Genomic DNA, 16051 nt, shown 5'->3' with positions numbered 1-16051 from the left:
CCTTAAAACGTACCGGCTACTGAGGAAAAAAGATATCGAAATGCGAGTTCGCAATGTATAAATTACGATACATCCATTTATTACAAGACAGGATCGGGGTCGTGGCCTAGTCCGGTATGGCGACGGGCTCCAGCGGTCTTGGCGTATGATGAACAATCGGGTCTGCTGATTGATTGAGATGATGACCCGTTGGAGCGCTGATGCTGAAGTATCCGCTCATACGCTTGTCGGAGAGACCCGTCGATCGTGAGTTCAAATCTCACCGACCCCACCTTTCATTCTTCTGAAAAGCGCTTGTCATTTTATAGATCTTCGATCCATAGTTATGAGCAAGGCAGGAACTTTTGTATGTATTCAATAGGTGAAGCTTTAGTTGGCGATGGGCCCGAACTTGCGCACATCGACCTGTTAGTCGGAGACAAAAACGGGCCTGTAGGAACAGCATTTGCAAATGCACTCTCACAGCTCTCGGCAGGGCACACCCCTCTGCTCGCAGTGATCAGGCCAAACCTCCTGACAAAGCCCGCAACCGTCATCATCCCGAAGGTCACCCTGAAGAAGGGCGAACAGGTAAAAGAGATGTTTGGGCCTGTGCAGGCGGCAGTGGCAAAGGCCGTTGCAGACAGTCTCGAAGAAGGGCTCTTCAATGGCATCAACATCGATGATATCGTCATCATTGCAAGCGTCTACCTTGCACCGGATGCAGAAGACTACAACCGGATCTACCGGTACAACTACGGGGCCATGAAACTCTCACTCTCACGGGCATTCGAATCCTTCCCGGACGAAAAGACGATCCTCCACGAGAAGGACCGGGCAGCACACGGCGTCATGGGCTTCAAGGTCCAGCGGCTCTGGAACCCTCCATACCTCCAGGTTGCCATGGATCTCGTTGACATGAACCAGGTCGAGCGTGTCTTAACAGAACTTCCACAGAACGACCACCTGATCATCGAGGCAGGCACACCGCTGATCAAACAGTTCGGCCTCTCGGTCATCGGAGAGATCAGGAAGATGAGGCCAAACGCCTTCATCATCGCAGACCTAAAGACCCTCGACACCGGGAACCTCGAGACCCGGATGTGTGCAAATGCATCCGCTGACGCCGTTGTGATCTCCGGCCTCGCCCCCATCTCAACCATCGAGAAGGCAGTCCTTGAGGCACGGAAGACCGGCATCTACGCAGTCGTCGATATGCTCAATGTCGAATCACCATTAAACCTTGTAAAGGCGCTTGCCAAGATCAATGCTCTCCCGCATGTCGTTGAGATGCACCGTGCAATCGACGCAGAAGGAAGCGACTATGCCTGGGGTGACATCCCCGCAATCAAGAAGGCAGCAGGCGGAAAGATCCTTGTTGCAACCGCAGGCGGCATCCGCGTCAATGTGGCAAAGAAAGCACTCGCGTCCGGAGCTGACATCCTCGTCGTCGGCCGTGCCATCACCGCAAGCAAGAACATCCAGCACGCGGCAGAAGAGTTCCTCGAAGAGATTAATTCAGAAGAGATCGATCAGTTCCGTATCATGACGGACTTCTAAATCCCCATTTTGCAAAACCCCAAAAATCCTTTTTTTCAAGAATTGGCGCCTTAAACAAGAGGCACAAAGAGCTCCGGAAAATCATTACAGAATGAGAAAGGTTCAAAAAATAGCAGGAAATATATTCCCTAAAATGAGGGATAGTCCCTCACTTCACTCTTTAATCTCAACGAGGGTTACTTCAAAGACGAGCGTCTTTCCGGCAAGCGGGTGGTTTGCATCAAGCGTCACCATATCATCGGTGATCCCGGTGACACCCACTTCAATAACCTGATCTTCGCCGACCTGCACATGGAAGCGGTCGCCGACATTCGGGGTGATCTCAGGTGGGAACTGGTCCTTTGGCACCGGGAAAATGAGTTCTTCATTCCGCTCCCCATACGCCTGGTCTGCAGGGATCTCAAGCCGCCGTGACTCGCCGGCAACCATGCCCTCAACACCCTGATCGAATCCGGGGATCACCTGTCCGGCACCTATTTCAAACTCGAGCGGCTCACGTTCAAGCGAGGAGTCAAAAACCTCGCCATCTTCGAGCGTCCCTGTATAGTGGATAGACACAATGTCTCCAATTGCTGCTGCTGTCATACCTGAAGGCGTTTGGGTCGATATTATAAGTAAGAATCGGTCAGGAAACATCACTTCAAAGAGAAGAATAGATAATCGATGACCGCAATTCTCTCACTATGGAGAAGAATCCCCTGCTGGTGCAGCATACAACCGCCCATGATTACCGGGAGAACCCCTTCGATCTGGCAATCCTCCCGCTCGGATCGCTTGAGAGCCATGGCGGCCACCTCCCCTTTGCAACCGACGCCTATACCGCCGCCATCCTGGCAGAAGAAGTAGCAAAGCAGATACCGGGCACAGCCGTCCTCCCGGTCGTTCCCTACGGGGTATCCGAACACTACCGGGACTTTTCCTTCACCATCTCGCTCAGGTTCGAAACAGAGATCGCCATCATCGAGGATATTCTTGAATCTGTGTACCGCGAAGGAATACGAAAAGTCTTCATCTTAAATGGCCATGACGGGAACATTGCACCGATCGAGATCGCATCGAGAAAAGTAAAAGTCGCCCACCCGGAGATGAAGATCGCCACCCTTGGTGCCTGGTGGGAATCTATCGCCCCCCTCCTCCCCGACGGCTTCTTCGAGGTCTGGGGGGGTCTTGGCCATGGCGGCGAAGGAGAGATGTCGATTGGCCTTGCACTCTTCGAGGAGCTCTGCCAGCCTGAACATGCAGCAGGGAGAGTTCCCGGCCTCCCGGAATTTGGCGAGATCAAATGGCTCTTTTCTGAGATAACCGATACCGGCGCAACCGGCGACCCGACGAAAGGAAGCCGTGAAAAAGGGCTTGTTATGAAGAAGGTACTGGTAGATGCAATCGTTGCAATGCTCAGAAAACTCAATGAAACAGACTGGAGTTATGGGTACAGGTCCTGAGATCAGATTCCGATGCCGGGGTTGAGGAGCACTTCATCCCCGCATCCATGCAGCGAGACGGCAGCCAGCGCACCGATCACTCCCCGGCCGCCTGCAATCCGGATTCCCATCTCCGCAGCATAGCCTTGCGCCTCATCAAGACTGATCCGCTCGGTTCTCGCCTTTGCACCATAGGCGAGGAGACCCTCAGGCCGGGAGAGGCCGATCTTCACCGCAATCCCCCAGTGCGGCGATGAAGACTCCCCGGCAACAAACGAGACAGCCCGATCGATGATCACAGGCAGCTGTTCTTCGTCTGCTGCAAACTCGATCAGGCTGCATGAGTTGCCTGCCGTCTTCTCGTCGATCCCTGGCGAGAGCATCGCAACATGATGGGCAATCGGCATCACACCATCCATCCTGCCCAGGAGCTGGAGAAGGGCATAGGCAAGTGCAAATGTTGCCCCGCTCCCCTCCGAATCGGTATCATCAATCCCGATCGCAACAAGCCTGAGCGCTTTTGTATAGACATCCCCCTCGACGATATTGCCATTCCGACGGGTATGTACCGCCAGCACACCGCGCGCACGGGACATCATCTCGGTCAGGGAGTATGATGGCCCGCCAAACGACCGGATCGTCTGGACGATATGATCACCCTCCCTCCGGATCGCGACAACACTCACCGCAGGGAGGGGAGACAGGCCGACATCTGCTGCAACAGCGCCGAAACGCCCGCGTTCACGGAGAAGGGTGCCATCCCTTCTGACCGTGGAGAGGGCGCCGCCCGCACGGCCGTGGTGATGGCGGCAGAAAGCGGCACAGCCCGCGCTCATGCACTCATGGTAGATCTCGACGAGATCCTCATCACAGGTCGTGAAGATCCGTTTGCAGAGCGTCCGGGGAAGGGCGGTTCTGGCGACATACCGTGCAGGCTCCCTCCCTCTCCCGGGAGCGTCGAGAAGAATACATTCTTCCTGAACAAGCCGGTTCGTCCAGTCCTGTGCTGTTGTCCTCGGAATACCAATCCGGCGGGCGATCTGCCCGACAGTAAAAGAGCCTTCATCCAGCGTTATTCGACGCATCAGGGAGAGGATTTTATTCCTCTTCTCAAGCACCCCGGTCATAGGAATCCCTGATGAAGTTGAGATCGGCGAGGATCGCACTGGCTGTCGGGTAGGGGCCGGCTCCTTTACCGATAAAGGTCACCGGTCCCGCCAGATCGCAGCAGACTGAGATCGCATTGAGTGTCCCGTCCACAACAAGCGGATGATCAAGCGGGATCACGCGTGGCGAGACACGCACCTGGTTTCTCTCAGGCAGGATTTCACCGATCAGGCGGATCGTCGCACCTTCAGACTCGGCAAGGCTGAGCGCTTCGAGCGTGATCGAGTCGATCCCGGTGATATCAACATCTGATAGCCGGATATCCATTCCAAGAAGCGTATTTGCCAGGATCACGAGCTTGATTGCAGCATCGATCCCCTTCACATCATAGGTCGGATCCGCCTCGGCATACCCGAGATCGCGGGCCTCCTGAAGCGCCTGTGGATAGGTGAGCCCCTCATCCCGCATCCGGGTCAGGATATAGTTGCAGGTCCCGTTCAGGATGCCGTGGAGCGACCTGACTGTATTACCGGCAAGCCCATGCCTGAGCCCGGAGACGATCGGCACTGCACCGGCAACGGTCGCCTCGTACCCGAGCATCACGCCATTTATGTCTGCTAGCGCCTTCAGCTCATGGTATGCACAGGCGATCGGTCCCTTATTCGAGGTGACAACATGTTTTCCCATCGCAAGTGCAGATCTGATCGTCGAGAGGGCGGGCTCACCGGTCTCAGCATTCGTCGGGGAGACCTCAACAAGGATATCAAATGCACCTGATGAGAGAATATCAGCAATACCAATGCCTGCACTCCCGCAGAGTCCACTCTCCTCCTTCCGGGCGAGCACCTCAGGGAGATCGAGGCCGTCCTTGTTGATGCAGGCCGAACGCGAATCCGCAACAGCGGTGACGGTAAAGCCCGTATCAGCAAGCACTCGGGCAAGCCCCTGCCCGACCGCACCAAACCCGATGATCGCGATCCTCATTCCGCACCCCCGAGCGGTTCGAGAATGAGAATATCCTTCTGTGCCGCAACCTCGCGGAGGATCCGCACAGCATGGAGCATATCCTCCGGTGAGATCGCACGGATTGTGATCTTGGCAGTTGAAGGCTCATCGATTGCGGGCATCACCATGTGCAGTTCTGAAACTTCCGCAAAACCAGTCTGATCGATCCGGTCAACAGTATCGGTGAGATCGGTATGCATCAGGTGTCCGATCATAATCAGCGACTGCTTCTGGAGAAGGCGCTCCTTGCCGACCCGGATCACCCCGCATCCCCGTTCGCGAAGGGCATCGATGAGGGCATCAAGCTTCTTTTCGGGGAGCTCGAGTACGATATCCACCGTCAGGGTGTTCTCGGCAGTCGTCTGATCCCGCTGATGGATGATCGTAATGATATTCCCGCCGATATCCGAGATCGGTTTCAATGCGCCGAGCAGCTGGCCCGGAGTATCCTTCAACTCAAGCTTCATCGAGATCTGCAAGCTCATCCCACCTGTTTCTGTACTACTCGCCTGCTGGTGATAAGAAGGATTCGGAGATCAAAAAGGGGTTATTTCTTAGAGCCGGGAGCACCGACAACGATCGGGATCGAATCCGCTATCTCACCAAGCAGCTCACCGGGGAGGCCCATCACCATCTCGCCATCGGCAATCCCAGAGAACTTCCGTGAACCGTCACATCCAAGGGAGATATTCGGCTTTCCGCTCATGTACACCGTTGCAGTCGCATCGGAACAGACCGACTGGATCCCGGACATCTCAGAATAGATCCTCCCGCCCATCCTGAACAGAACGCTCTGAGCCAGTTTCAGCATCGAACGCGGCTCGGCTATGATCAGCACCACATGCGGCGTAAAAGGTGTCGATTCCAGTGGCGAATACAGTGTGGCATAGGTATCGCCGGAGGGGAGGTGCGGGACATTCTGGATTGTCCGGCGGCAGGCTGCCCAGCTCTCGTACTTACCAAGGGCAAAATAAAACTCGCCGGATTTGAGGGAGGAGGTGAGTTCCCGGAGCCCGAGCGCCCAGGCACCGCCCATACAGTTGTGTTTATTGGTGGTCGCATAGAAACACTTCCCTTCATTCCGTGCAAGTGAGACCATCTGGCAATGCCTCATCTGTTCGGCAGCCTCTTCCATCCCCTCCGGGATCTCCTTTTCTGATCCCGCCAGCTTAATCGCAACCGGGGAGCCTTTCAGGCCAAGTTGTTCTTTGAGCAGTGCAGATATCGCAGCAAAATCAAGATCGGTTCGCATCTGATCCATATTCGTTCACACTCCATTACTCTCTGCAAGACCCTATTTATCCATTCAACGATAAACCTGATGATCAGAGACGTCGCAGTTTCTGCTCGACTTTCTCAAAGAAAGTCCGTTCGCTTTTAATGAAGAGTGACGGCTCAGTCGATCTCGATACCCGGATCGATCCCGAGAAGCCAAGCGGCTCCACCTCAACCCCGTCGATAACAAGGTTTGCTGGCTTTGTGCTCTCAAGATGTATTTCGATCTGCCGGTCGGTCGAGATGATATGGGGCCGGGACGAGAGCATATACGGTGCGAGTGGGACCACAAGCACGCCATCGATCCAGGGATCAACGATCGGCCCTCCTGCACTCATCGCATACGCAGTCGAGCCGGTCGGTGTGCTGAGGATGATCCCATCGGCCCGGAATGTCTCGGCCACTTCCCCATCTATTATAATCGAGAACCGAAGCATCTTTGCAGGACGGGAAGTGACGATCAATGCCTCATTGAGTGCATCGCCGATCGGCCCGTGATCGCTCTCAAAAGAGAGGCGCATCCTTTTTTCCACAGGAAATCCCGGCTTGAGCGATGCGAGGAAGTCGAGTGCATGGCCCCGTTCGAGATCAGCGAGGAACCCGACTTCGCCCCAGTTCACCCCGATCACCGGGATCTGCACCTGCATCTTTGAGACTGCCCGGAGCACAGTTCCGTCTCCCCCGACTGCAACAACGACATCCGCCTGCCCAGGGAGATCGTCAAAGGAGACACCGCCGTCCAGCTTCAGAGTATCGGCAGTATCGCTTTCAAAGATCACCGTATGGCCGGCCTTCCTGAGCCCGCCTGCAAGACTGCCAGCAAACGCAACCGCTTCATCGCGATCGATTCGCGAGACGATGAAATACCGCATCCTTCACCTGAGATATTCGATCACTTTCCGGTGGATCACCGCATTCGTCGCAACCATACACCTTCCCGCTCTGACATCATCAGGGAAGCTGACCACACCACCATCCGGTGCCGATACAACTCCTCCGGCTTCTGTGCAGATGAGCATTCCGGCGGCTGCATCGGTGATCCTGAGCGTATTCCTGAGATCAACAAAACCATCTATCCGGCCGCAGGCAACATAGCAGAGTTCAAGTGCCGATGCACCAAAGAGCCGCCACCTCCGGATCTCACTGCCAAGCCGTATGATACGGAGGGGATCGAACTTCTTCCCGTACAGGCTCATCGCACTCGTATGCAATGATGAAACCGTGGATACGCTGATCGGTTGCCCGTCCAGGAATGCACCGCTGCCACGAGCCGCATAGAACTCCTCTCCCGAGGCAAGATCCATAACATACCCTTCACTCATCTGCCCGTCCCGGGCATATGCAAGGGAGAGGGCATAGAAGGGGATCCCGGCAACCGCATTATAGGTGCCATCGATCGGATCGAGATAGACCGTCCCCTCCCCACCGAAAAGATCAATTACCCCCGCCTCCTCGCTGATCACTCTCTGACAGATGCCCGCTTCCCTGAGATGATCAAGCACAAGCGACTCGGCAATATCATCAATCATCTCGGTCGGGGTCTGGTCAGCACCCATCCTGATCTCCGCTCCACCCTGCTCGGTACCGACAAGATCACGGATTGCTTCACGGAGCGTAGCCGAGATTGTGCGGCTTGCATCAAGGAAGGGATTGTCTGCCATCACTGCGTTGTCTTTATGTTCTTTAGATTCAATAAATTACTCCTGCGAGTATTCATTATGAAAGAACAGACAGAAGTTGGGAAACTTAAAGAAGGCCGCTACATGGTCATAGACGACGAACCATGCAAGATTCAGAGCATCTCCACCTCAAAACCCGGGAAGCATGGTGCCGCAAAGGCACGGATTGATGCGGTCGGGATCTTCGATGGCATGAAGCGCTCTGTTGTTTCACCGGTCGGAGCAAAGGTCTATGCGCCGATCGTCGAGCGAAAGAGCGCACAGGTTATCTCCATCGCTGCAAATACCGTCTCCTTCATGGATATGAAGGATTTCACAAACTTCGAGCTTCAGGTAGAGGATGCACAGCTGGCGCAGATCGAGCCAGGCAAAGAGATCCCCTATATCGAGTCCCTCGGTAAGCGGAAACTTGACATCTGAATATGCAATCCTTTTCAAACTCTCTTTTTGCCGATGCCGAAGCCTCGTATGAGGATGCCCGGTACGTGATATTCGGTGTTCCCTATGACGGAACGACATCATACAAGCCAGGCACCCGTGCCGCACCAAACGCAATCCGTGCGATATCATATAATTTTGAGCCGTTCATGCCGGAGTATGGAATCGAGCTCACCGGGGTTCCCTTTACCGATCTCGGAGATATCTACCCGGAGGTGGATCCAGAGACCGTAGCAGCCCAGGTTGAGGATACCGTCTCGATGATCCTCGCTGACGGCAAGGTGCCGGTGATGCTCGGCGGTGAGCATTCGATCACCATTGGCGCAGTGCGCGCTGCCATGCCGAAATGGTATGTCGTCTGTGACGCACATCTTGATTTTCAGGAGGAATACAGGGGATCCCGGTATAACCACGACTGTGTCTCTGCACGGATCCATGATCTCGGTATTCAGAATATCATCATCATCGGTGCGCGGAGCGGATCAAAGGAGGAATTTGAAGCAGCGGCACGCCACCGGGTCTATACCGCAGACGAAGTTCATGACCGGGGCATCGCAGCGATCCTCGACGAGGTGAAAGCCGCCATCGGGGACGATCCCATCTATCTCTCGATCGATGCGGATGCCGTCGACTCTTGCCTGACGCCGGGGCTTGGGACACCGGATCCCTTCGGAATCACCCACTGGGATCTCCGGTCGATCATCAGGGCGCTGGCCCCCCGTGCGGTTGCATTCGATTATGTCGAGGTGCTCCCAAACGATTCCGAACAGACCGCTGCAGTTGCCGCAAAGATGATCCGTGAGTTCATAGGCAGCCGTGAATACGGGCTTCTGAAGAGAGCGTGATGAACTGATGAGCCAGACTGGAAGAAACACGGATTTTGAAGTTCCGGGGACGATTGGAACTGTTGTTTACCGGTCTGAATCAAGACCTTTTTATTCTTAAAATTCCTTGTAAGAGTGGTGTCTTGTGAGTTTACGAGACTGGATTATTCCAAACGATCATGTATTCTATGATATCTTCGAGCAGCTCGCAGATACAACAACAGAAGCCGCCCGTCTCCTTGTCGATCTTGTTGACGACTATACCAATATCGAAGAGAAAGTCAGGAAGATAAAAAAACTCGAACACCAGGGAGATGCGCTGGCTCACCGTGCATATGCAGAGCTGAACCGGAGTTTCATAACGCCGCTTGAGCCGGAGGAGATCTCCCGGCTGACAACTGCTTTAGATGACACGCTTGATTTTGTCGATGGCACCGCCAGGAAGATGCTCACCTATGGAATCGAGGCGACAGACCCCTACATGAAGGAGTTTGCCAAGATCATCTACCTTCAGGCAGGCGAGGTCGCAACTGCAGTGAGGGAGGTCAGAAACCTGAAAAACCCCGAGACGCTTGAGAAGAAATGCATCGAGATCAACAGGCTCGAAAACCTTGCCGATGATGTCCTCGCCCACGCGATCACCGACCTCTTCGACAGTGAGGATGCAATCAAAATCATCAAGCTCAAGGGCATCTACGAGAGCCTTGAAGAGGCAACCGATAAAAGCGAGGATGCGGCAAATGTCCTTGCAGATATTGCAATCCGGCATTCGTGAGTATCTATGGAGCTTCTTATCATTGCGGGGATCGGACTTGCCCTCCTCTTTAACTTTGTAAACGGCTTAAATGACGCGGCAAACTCAATTGCAACCGTCATCGCCACCAAGGTGCTCACCCCGCTCCAGGCCGTCGGACTAGCCGCCTTTTTTAATCTCGTGGGCCCGTTCCTCTTCTCAACTGCCATTGCAAAGACGATAGGAAAAGGGATCGTCGATCCCGCAATACTCACTCCTTTTGTACTTGTCACCGGTCTCGTCGGATCGGTTTTCTGGGTCTTTTTCTGTTCTCATTTTGGCATACCGGTTTCAAGCAGCCATTCTCTTGTCGGGGGGATCATGGGTGCCGGGATCGGGGCGGCAGGCTTCTTTGCAGTGATCTGGCCGGACTGGCAGACCATCGCCCTGACAATAGAAATCGCACTCTTTGGCGCAGTGGCAGGCGCATTATTATTTGGAGCAATTGCATATTATGCAGGAGACAGAAAACCGGTCTATTTCGGTCTTGGCTCGATCATCGGGGTTGCGATCATCATACCTGTCTCGATGTTCCTTGAGATCGTCCAGATCAAGGGAATCCTGGCAATCATCTTATTCATCGTGGTCTCGCCAACCCTCGGGTTCATTGCTGCGTATGCATTCGCCGCCTTTATTATGAGATACCTGAGCAGGGCAGGCACACCGCAAAAGATGAATTACATCTTCAGGAAACTCCAGATCGTCTCGGCATCCTTCCACGCGATCGGGCATGGAAGCAATGATGCACAGAACGCAATGGGGATAATCACCGCCATACTCTTTGCAGGAGGATTTATCACGGTCTTTGAGGTGCCGCTCTGGGTGATATTCGCCTCCTGTGCCGCAATATCTCTCGGGACGCTCCTTGGAGGGTGGCGTGTCATCGACAAGCTGGCAAACAGGATCACCAGGATCACCCCTTACCAGGGGTTCTCTGCATCTACATCCGGAGGGCTCGTCTTATCAGCGATGACGATGCTCGGCATCCCGGTCTCGACGACCCACGCAATGAGCGGGGCAATCATGGGTGTTGGGACCACACAGGGATCGGCTGCGGTGCGGTGGGGAGTGGTACGCGAGATTATCATCGCCTGGATCATCACGATACCGGCAGCGGCTCTCGTCTCCTACTGCTTCTTTGCGATAGCCTCACCCCTTTTCTTCTGAATGGACAAAACGGCAGAGGTCCCGGATCACGCAGGTTTCACACTGCGGCTTTCTGGCAGGGCAGATCTCCCGTCCATGCCGGATCAACAGGTACGTGATATCGCCCCAGTGGGAACGGGGGAAGAGCGCAATCATATCCTGCTCGATTTTGTCCGGGTTTGCCGAGTCTGAGAACCCGATACGCTGCGCAAGCCGCCGGACATGCGTATCAACAGCGATCCCCTCATCGATCCCAAAGGCATGGTTTAAGACGATATTTGCAGTCTTCCTTCCGACACCCGGGATCGTCAGGAGCTCGACCATCGTAGCCGGTACTCTGCCTCCAAACCGCTCCACAATAGCCCTCGCCGCACCGGTGATATGCCGGGCCTTGGCATGGTAAAAGCCGGTTCTGTGGATGATTATCTCCACCTCCTCCAGATCCGCAGCGGCAAGAGATTCCGGTGTCGGGAACCGTGCAAAGAGAGACGGCGCAACCAGATTCACTGTCGCGTCGGTCGTCTGGGCAGAGAGGATCGTCAGGACCAGGCACTGGAAGGGATCCTGGAAATGCAGAAAATGGGTCTCCGTATGAGGATAGCGATCATTCAGGCGTGAATAGATAAGAAAAGCTGTCTTTGAGTCCATCTCAAAAATGGGGTAGCGCAGATTCGAACTGCGGTCAAAGCGTCCCAAACGCTCTAGGATGGACCAGGCTACCCTACTACCCCGTGACCTTACTAAATTGAGGTTCTATCTAAAAAAGGGTATCGTTTTATCCGCATCTCAGAGGGGGAGAACGGAATCCGGCTTCTCTGCAACAAGGGTGCCATTGAATGTCCCTACTTTGAGCGCAGTTACGATATCGCCGGGTTTTCTCCCATCCATCACGATGAAGGGGATACCACTCCGCTCAACGATTTTTGCTGCCACCAGGTCGACGATCATGTTCGATCCCGCGCCCATCCGCTCACGCATGATGATCTGGATCAGATCAGCCGGGGTGATCATCGAGAACCGCTCGGCCGATGCGTCCTTCCTGGGATCAGACGAGTAGATAGCGTCCACCGCCGTTGCATTTATCAGCAGATCTGCGCCGACCTCCTCTGCAAGGACTGCTGAGACCGCATCTGTCGTCTGACCGGGTGTCACCCCTCCCATGACGACGATTCTCCCATGGAGCGCTGCCTGCTTTGCCTCACGGTATGTTGCCGGGACAGTCGGATAGGCGGCATCACCGAGTGCCGCGATCAAAAGGAACGCATTCATCCGCGTCACCATGATCCCGAGTTCGTCTGCGGTGCCTTCATCAATTCCAAGGCTCCGGCAGACCGATATGTACCGGCGTGCCTCGCCTCCCCCTCCACAGACGCAGAAGACGGAATAGTCCTGCTGAATCTCCCGGAGCGCTGCCACCCATGCATCGAGATTATGTGACTCGAGTGTAGGTACAAGAACCGATCCGCCGACCGAGATAACTACCTTCTTCATGTTACCTTAAACATTTCATCATGGATCACATATAATGCCGCATTACACAGAGTGAAATACACAAGGGAACCGGGAGATTTGAGAGGCGATGATAGAAGCACGGATGTGGAAGAAGGAAGATGATGCGATACGATGCGGCCTCTGCCCGCATGGATGCCTGATCCGGGAGAGAGGACAGGGTATCTGCGGGGTTCGCGGGAACCGGGACGGAAGGCTCTATGCACTGACATATGGAAAGGTCGTCTCTGCAGCACTCGATCCAATCGAGAAGAAGCCGCTTTTCCATTTTCTCCCCGGAACCACCACCTATTCGCTCGGCGGGATTGGGTGCACCTTCCGGTGCCGGCACTGCCAGAACTGGGAGATATCACAGGCAAAGATTGACGAACTCCCGCTCCGTGAAATTCAGCCGGAAGAGGGTGTGGCACAGGCAGAGCGATCCGGTGCTGCCAGCATCACCTGGACCTATAATGAACCGACGATCTGGCATGAATATGCCCTTGATATGGGCAGAATAGGACGGAAACGCAACCTGAAGACGATCTATGTGACAAACGGCTACATCACCGAAGAGGCATTGAATGAACTATCACCGATGCTCTCTGCGTTCCGGGTGGATATCAAGGCATTTAATGACGAATTCTACAAACAGATCTGCGGGGGCCGCCTCCAGCCGGTACTGGATGCCACGATCCGCGCACACGAGCTCGGCATGCATATCGAGACAGTAACGCTGGTAATTCCCGGCTTGAATGATGATCCGGCCGAAATCGATACAATGATCCGCTGGGTGATCGAGCATCTGGGCCCGGAGACTCCGATGCATTTCACCCGCTACCATCCCGATTACCAGATGAATGATCCGCCCGCAACCCCGCTTGCCACTCTGGAGCGGATCTATTCCCGGGCACAGGAGCTCGGGCTCAAGTATCCATACCTCGGAAATATCCCCGGTTCACCTTATGAAGATACCCGGTGCCCCTCCTGTGGGGCGGAGCTGATCCGGAGAAGAGGATTTTCTGCGGATAATGTAGGACTTGATGGAGACCGGTGCGGACGCTGTGGTGAGCGGATACCGCTTATACTTTCATGAAACCTGAACCCCGGTTCCTGGTGGACCGGATGCTTGGCACCCTGATGAGGCACCTCAGGCTCCTTGGCTACGATACCGCAAGTGCCGACACTCTCCCGCCAGGCAACCCGAAGGAAGATACCAAACTCCTCCTCTGGGCAGAAAGGGAAGGGAGGATCCTCCTCACCAGGGATCGCGAACTCGCCGGGCGGGCCGGGGATCAGGGAGTCTATGTCCGTGAGAAGGAGATCCTCGATCAGCTCTCATTCCTGAAGGAGAGCGGGCTGATCGACCCCTCTGTCCGGCTGATCCGCTGCTCGATCTGTAACACGCTCCTCGAAGATGCTCCTGAAGAGGAGATCCGGGAGGCGGATTATGCTCCCGTCGATGAGAAAGGACACACCTTCCGCTGGTGCCCCTCATGCAGGCGACTCTACTGGATGGGGTCCCATACCGATGATATTATCAGGCGGATAGAGAGGCTTAATCACCGATCCGAAAATGCGCCCTGATTCTCCCAGTACTCATACTCGGACTTCCAGGCATCCCTGTTGAAGCGGACGAGCTCGATCATATGTTCCCGCCGGATCCGGTGCTCTTCTTCCTGCTCGGGATACTTCCGCTGCTCGCGTATGGCGGCTACGAGATCGGCCCCGAGTGCCTTTGCAGCCGGGATTTTCGCATCCACTGCACCGGGATCACCCATGATATCCACACCGACCGCTCCGACAGTGGTGCCTCCGAGCATCCTGATCACGCCGTTCTGGTACTCAGCCACCTCCTCTGCAAGCGCTCCCCCGGCAGTTGAGAGGCTGCACCCGTATTTCCCGGAGAGACGCTGGCAATGCACGGCATCTGCGAGGCGGTCAAAGAATGTTTTCAGCTGGGCAGTCACGGAATTGATGTAGACGGGGGAGGAGAAGATGATCCCGTCTGCTTCCAGGAATGGTATGTAAACAGATTCAAAATCATCGTCAAGGACACAGGCGCCGGTATTATAGCAGCTTCCACAGGCATTGCAATACCCGATATCCAGCTCGCAGATATCGATGGCGCTGGTTTTTGCACCTGCTTCTTCTGCACCCTCACAGGCGGCGAGAAGGAGCCGCCGTGTTGAGCTCTGGGACCCCCTCGGGCTCCCGTTGAATGCAAGGATCTTCATGAAGGAGAGATTCAGGTTCTGTCAATATAGAGGTTTGCATTCATTAATTATTTAAGTTGAAGGATGGAAGTACACTACCATCATGAAGAGAACCCATCTGTTATCTTTCGCAGACGCACTTGAAGATGGCATCCTGATTTCAGATGGGAATACAATCGCCTACGCAAACGATACATTCAGGAGGCTTGCCGGAGAGGGAAGTGATGGTTCCGGTACAGGCGAGATGATCCGATCCCTGCTCACGAAGAACGGGATTGTGGATCAGGCTGTGATTGCAGAGGTAATGGATGCTCTCACCTCAAAGATTCCGCTCAAGGGAAAGGAGCTCATGCTGCAATCGCCATCCGGTGAGCGGCACTGGTATGAACTCTCTGTCAGGGAGGTGGAAGGTGGCAGAACGCTCTGGTTCTTCCGGCAGATCACCCGATGGAAGCAGGCGGAAGCAAGGCTCAGGGAGAGCGGGGAGCAGTACCGCCTTCTCTTCCATGGGGGGAATGACGGAATCCTCGTCTATACCATCAGCAGAACAGGCGAGCCGGAGGCATTCATCGAGGTGAACGATATCGCCTGCGAGCGGCTTGGGTACTCGCGGGACGAGCTCCTCTTTCGATCCCCGCTTGATATCGTCCCTCCCGGGCGTGTGGGGAAGATCCTGAGGGAGGTGAAGAAGCTGCTGGTCTCGGATCAGATCCTCTTTGAGACCGAACAGGCGAGATCTGACGGATCCCTCTGCCCGGTTGAGATCAATGCCCATGGGATGATGCTCGGCGGCAGAAGGGTGATCGTCTCCATCTCACGGGATATAACCGAGCGGAGACGGAACCTTGAGATCAAACAGGCGGCATACCGCCAGATCGAGGAGAATATCGAACAGTTCGCCGTCCTCGGTGACCATATCCGAAACCCGCTCACCGTGATCCTCGGCTATGCAGGATGCGGGGATGAGGCGATCGCAGAAGAGATCCGTTTGCAGGTGGAGATCATCCGTGGCTACCTCGACCAGCTTGACCGGGGATGGATCGAGTCTGAGAAGGTGAGATCATTCCTGAGGCGCCACGACCGTTGACAGCATCTCTATACCTAATACCACCCATGATCA

The 16051-nt window shown here is 54.9% G+C and carries 19 protein-coding genes and 2 tRNA genes; 10 read left to right on the top strand and 11 right to left on the bottom strand.

What is annotated here, in order from left to right; all coding sequences use genetic code 11:
• Positions 1-95: 95 nt before the first annotated feature.
• Positions 96-271 (top strand) — tRNA-Trp (locus FTO68_RS02210).
• 77 nt (positions 272-348) lie between these two features.
• The gene (locus FTO68_RS02205; RefSeq protein ID WP_255331728.1) at positions 349-1539 is read left to right on the top strand and encodes a bifunctional 5,6,7,8-tetrahydromethanopterin hydro-lyase/3-hexulose-6-phosphate synthase; all 1191 of its coding nucleotides are present in this window, start codon (positions 349-351) and stop codon (positions 1537-1539) included.
• A gap of 153 nt (positions 1540-1692) precedes the next feature.
• Here the strand turns inward: FTO68_RS02205 and FTO68_RS02200 are convergent, their stop codons facing one another.
• Positions 1693-2124, bottom strand: a complete 432-nt coding sequence (locus FTO68_RS02200) for an FKBP-type peptidyl-prolyl cis-trans isomerase (protein WP_255331727.1) — start codon at positions 2122-2124, stop codon at positions 1693-1695.
• 98 nt (positions 2125-2222) lie between these two features.
• On the opposite strand from FTO68_RS02200, the gene FTO68_RS02195 reads away from it, so the two are divergent.
• A complete protein-coding gene (locus tag FTO68_RS02195; RefSeq protein ID WP_255331726.1) occupies positions 2223-2981 on the top strand; it encodes a creatininase family protein in 759 nt (252 codons plus the stop codon).
• A 2-nt stretch (positions 2982-2983) separates the two neighbouring features.
• On the opposite strand, the gene FTO68_RS02190 is transcribed toward FTO68_RS02195, so the two are convergent.
• The 6 genes from FTO68_RS02190 to FTO68_RS02165 form a co-directional block, all read right to left on the bottom strand.
• Positions 2984-4087, bottom strand: coding sequence for a sugar-specific transcriptional regulator TrmB (locus tag FTO68_RS02190; RefSeq protein ID WP_255331725.1), 1104 nt, complete (start codon positions 4085-4087; stop codon positions 2984-2986).
• Positions 4071-5051, bottom strand: coding sequence for a homoserine dehydrogenase (locus FTO68_RS02185; RefSeq protein ID WP_255331724.1), 981 nt, complete (start codon positions 5049-5051; stop codon positions 4071-4073). The genes FTO68_RS02190 and FTO68_RS02185 overlap by 17 nt, the downstream gene beginning before the upstream one ends.
• A complete protein-coding gene (locus FTO68_RS02180) occupies positions 5048-5539 on the bottom strand; it encodes an amino acid-binding protein (RefSeq protein ID WP_255331723.1) in 492 nt (163 codons plus the stop codon). Before FTO68_RS02180 ends, FTO68_RS02185 begins: the two co-directional genes overlap by 4 nt.
• 80 nt (positions 5540-5619) lie before the next feature.
• Positions 5620-6333, bottom strand: a complete 714-nt coding sequence (locus tag FTO68_RS02175; protein WP_255331722.1) for a DUF169 domain-containing protein — start codon at positions 6331-6333, stop codon at positions 5620-5622.
• A 64-nt stretch (positions 6334-6397) separates the two neighbouring features.
• The gene (locus tag FTO68_RS02170; protein WP_255331721.1) at positions 6398-7219 is read right to left on the bottom strand and encodes an NAD(+)/NADH kinase; all 822 of its coding nucleotides are present in this window, start codon (positions 7217-7219) and stop codon (positions 6398-6400) included.
• Positions 7220-7222: 3 nt separating this feature from the next.
• Positions 7223-8008, bottom strand: coding sequence for a bifunctional fructose-bisphosphatase/inositol-phosphate phosphatase (locus FTO68_RS02165; protein ID WP_255331720.1), 786 nt, complete (start codon positions 8006-8008; stop codon positions 7223-7225).
• Positions 8009-8065: 57 nt separating this feature from the next.
• Between FTO68_RS02165 and FTO68_RS02160 the strand changes: the two genes are divergently transcribed.
• The 4 genes from FTO68_RS02160 to FTO68_RS02145 all read left to right on the top strand — a co-directional run bounded on the left by FTO68_RS02160 (position 8066) and on the right by FTO68_RS02145 (position 11248).
• On the top strand, positions 8066-8446 hold the full coding sequence (locus tag FTO68_RS02160; RefSeq protein WP_255331719.1) for a translation initiation factor IF-5A: 381 nt from the start codon (positions 8066-8068) through the stop codon (positions 8444-8446).
• 2 nt (positions 8447-8448) lie between these two features.
• Entirely contained in the window at positions 8449-9309 is an 861-nt protein-coding gene (speB, locus tag FTO68_RS02155; protein ID WP_255331718.1) for an agmatinase, read from the top strand.
• A gap of 124 nt (positions 9310-9433) precedes the next feature.
• On the top strand, positions 9434-10063 hold the full coding sequence (locus tag FTO68_RS02150) for a DUF47 domain-containing protein (protein ID WP_255331717.1): 630 nt from the start codon (positions 9434-9436) through the stop codon (positions 10061-10063).
• Positions 10064-10069: 6 nt separating this feature from the next.
• Positions 10070-11248, top strand: a complete 1179-nt coding sequence (locus FTO68_RS02145; protein WP_255331716.1) for an inorganic phosphate transporter — start codon at positions 10070-10072, stop codon at positions 11246-11248.
• On the opposite strand, the gene nth is transcribed toward FTO68_RS02145, so the two are convergent.
• From nth to pyrH, 3 genes are all read right to left on the bottom strand, one after another.
• Complete coding sequence (gene nth, locus FTO68_RS02140) at positions 11231-11875, bottom strand: endonuclease III (protein ID WP_255331715.1); 645 nt, start codon at positions 11873-11875, stop codon at positions 11231-11233. The genes FTO68_RS02145 and nth overlap by 18 nt on opposite strands.
• An 8-nt stretch (positions 11876-11883) precedes the next feature.
• Positions 11884-11958, bottom strand: a tRNA-Pro gene (locus FTO68_RS02135).
• A gap of 55 nt (positions 11959-12013) precedes the next feature.
• The gene (gene pyrH, locus FTO68_RS02130) at positions 12014-12718 is read right to left on the bottom strand and encodes a UMP kinase (protein WP_255331714.1); all 705 of its coding nucleotides are present in this window, start codon (positions 12716-12718) and stop codon (positions 12014-12016) included.
• A gap of 88 nt (positions 12719-12806) precedes the next feature.
• Here pyrH and amrS point away from each other — a divergent pair, with 88 nt between their 5' ends.
• Both amrS and FTO68_RS02120 read left to right on the top strand, forming a co-directional pair.
• Positions 12807-13811 (top strand): AmmeMemoRadiSam system radical SAM enzyme, encoded by a 1005-nt coding sequence (gene amrS / locus FTO68_RS02125; RefSeq protein ID WP_255331713.1) that lies wholly within the window; start codon positions 12807-12809, stop codon positions 13809-13811.
• Positions 13808-14302, top strand: a complete 495-nt coding sequence (locus FTO68_RS02120; RefSeq protein ID WP_255331712.1) for a Mut7-C RNAse domain-containing protein — start codon at positions 13808-13810, stop codon at positions 14300-14302. Before amrS ends, FTO68_RS02120 begins: the two co-directional genes overlap by 4 nt.
• Here FTO68_RS02120 and FTO68_RS02115 read toward each other — a convergent pair.
• Entirely contained in the window at positions 14278-14952 is a 675-nt protein-coding gene (locus FTO68_RS02115) for a flavodoxin family protein (RefSeq protein WP_255331711.1), read from the bottom strand. The two genes, FTO68_RS02120 and FTO68_RS02115, sit on opposite strands and share 25 nt — an antisense overlap.
• A gap of 82 nt (positions 14953-15034) precedes the next feature.
• On the opposite strand from FTO68_RS02115, the gene FTO68_RS02110 reads away from it, so the two are divergent.
• Complete coding sequence (locus tag FTO68_RS02110; RefSeq protein ID WP_255331710.1) at positions 15035-16018, top strand: PAS domain S-box protein; 984 nt, start codon at positions 15035-15037, stop codon at positions 16016-16018.
• Positions 16019-16051 lie beyond the last annotated feature (33 nt).

Source organism: Methanocalculus taiwanensis (assembly GCF_024372745.1).
GTDB lineage: Archaea > Halobacteriota > Methanomicrobia > Methanomicrobiales > Methanocorpusculaceae > Methanocalculus > Methanocalculus taiwanensis.
The sequence above is the reverse complement of the archived record's forward strand: the minus strand, read 5'-3'. Positions and strand labels throughout refer to the sequence as shown.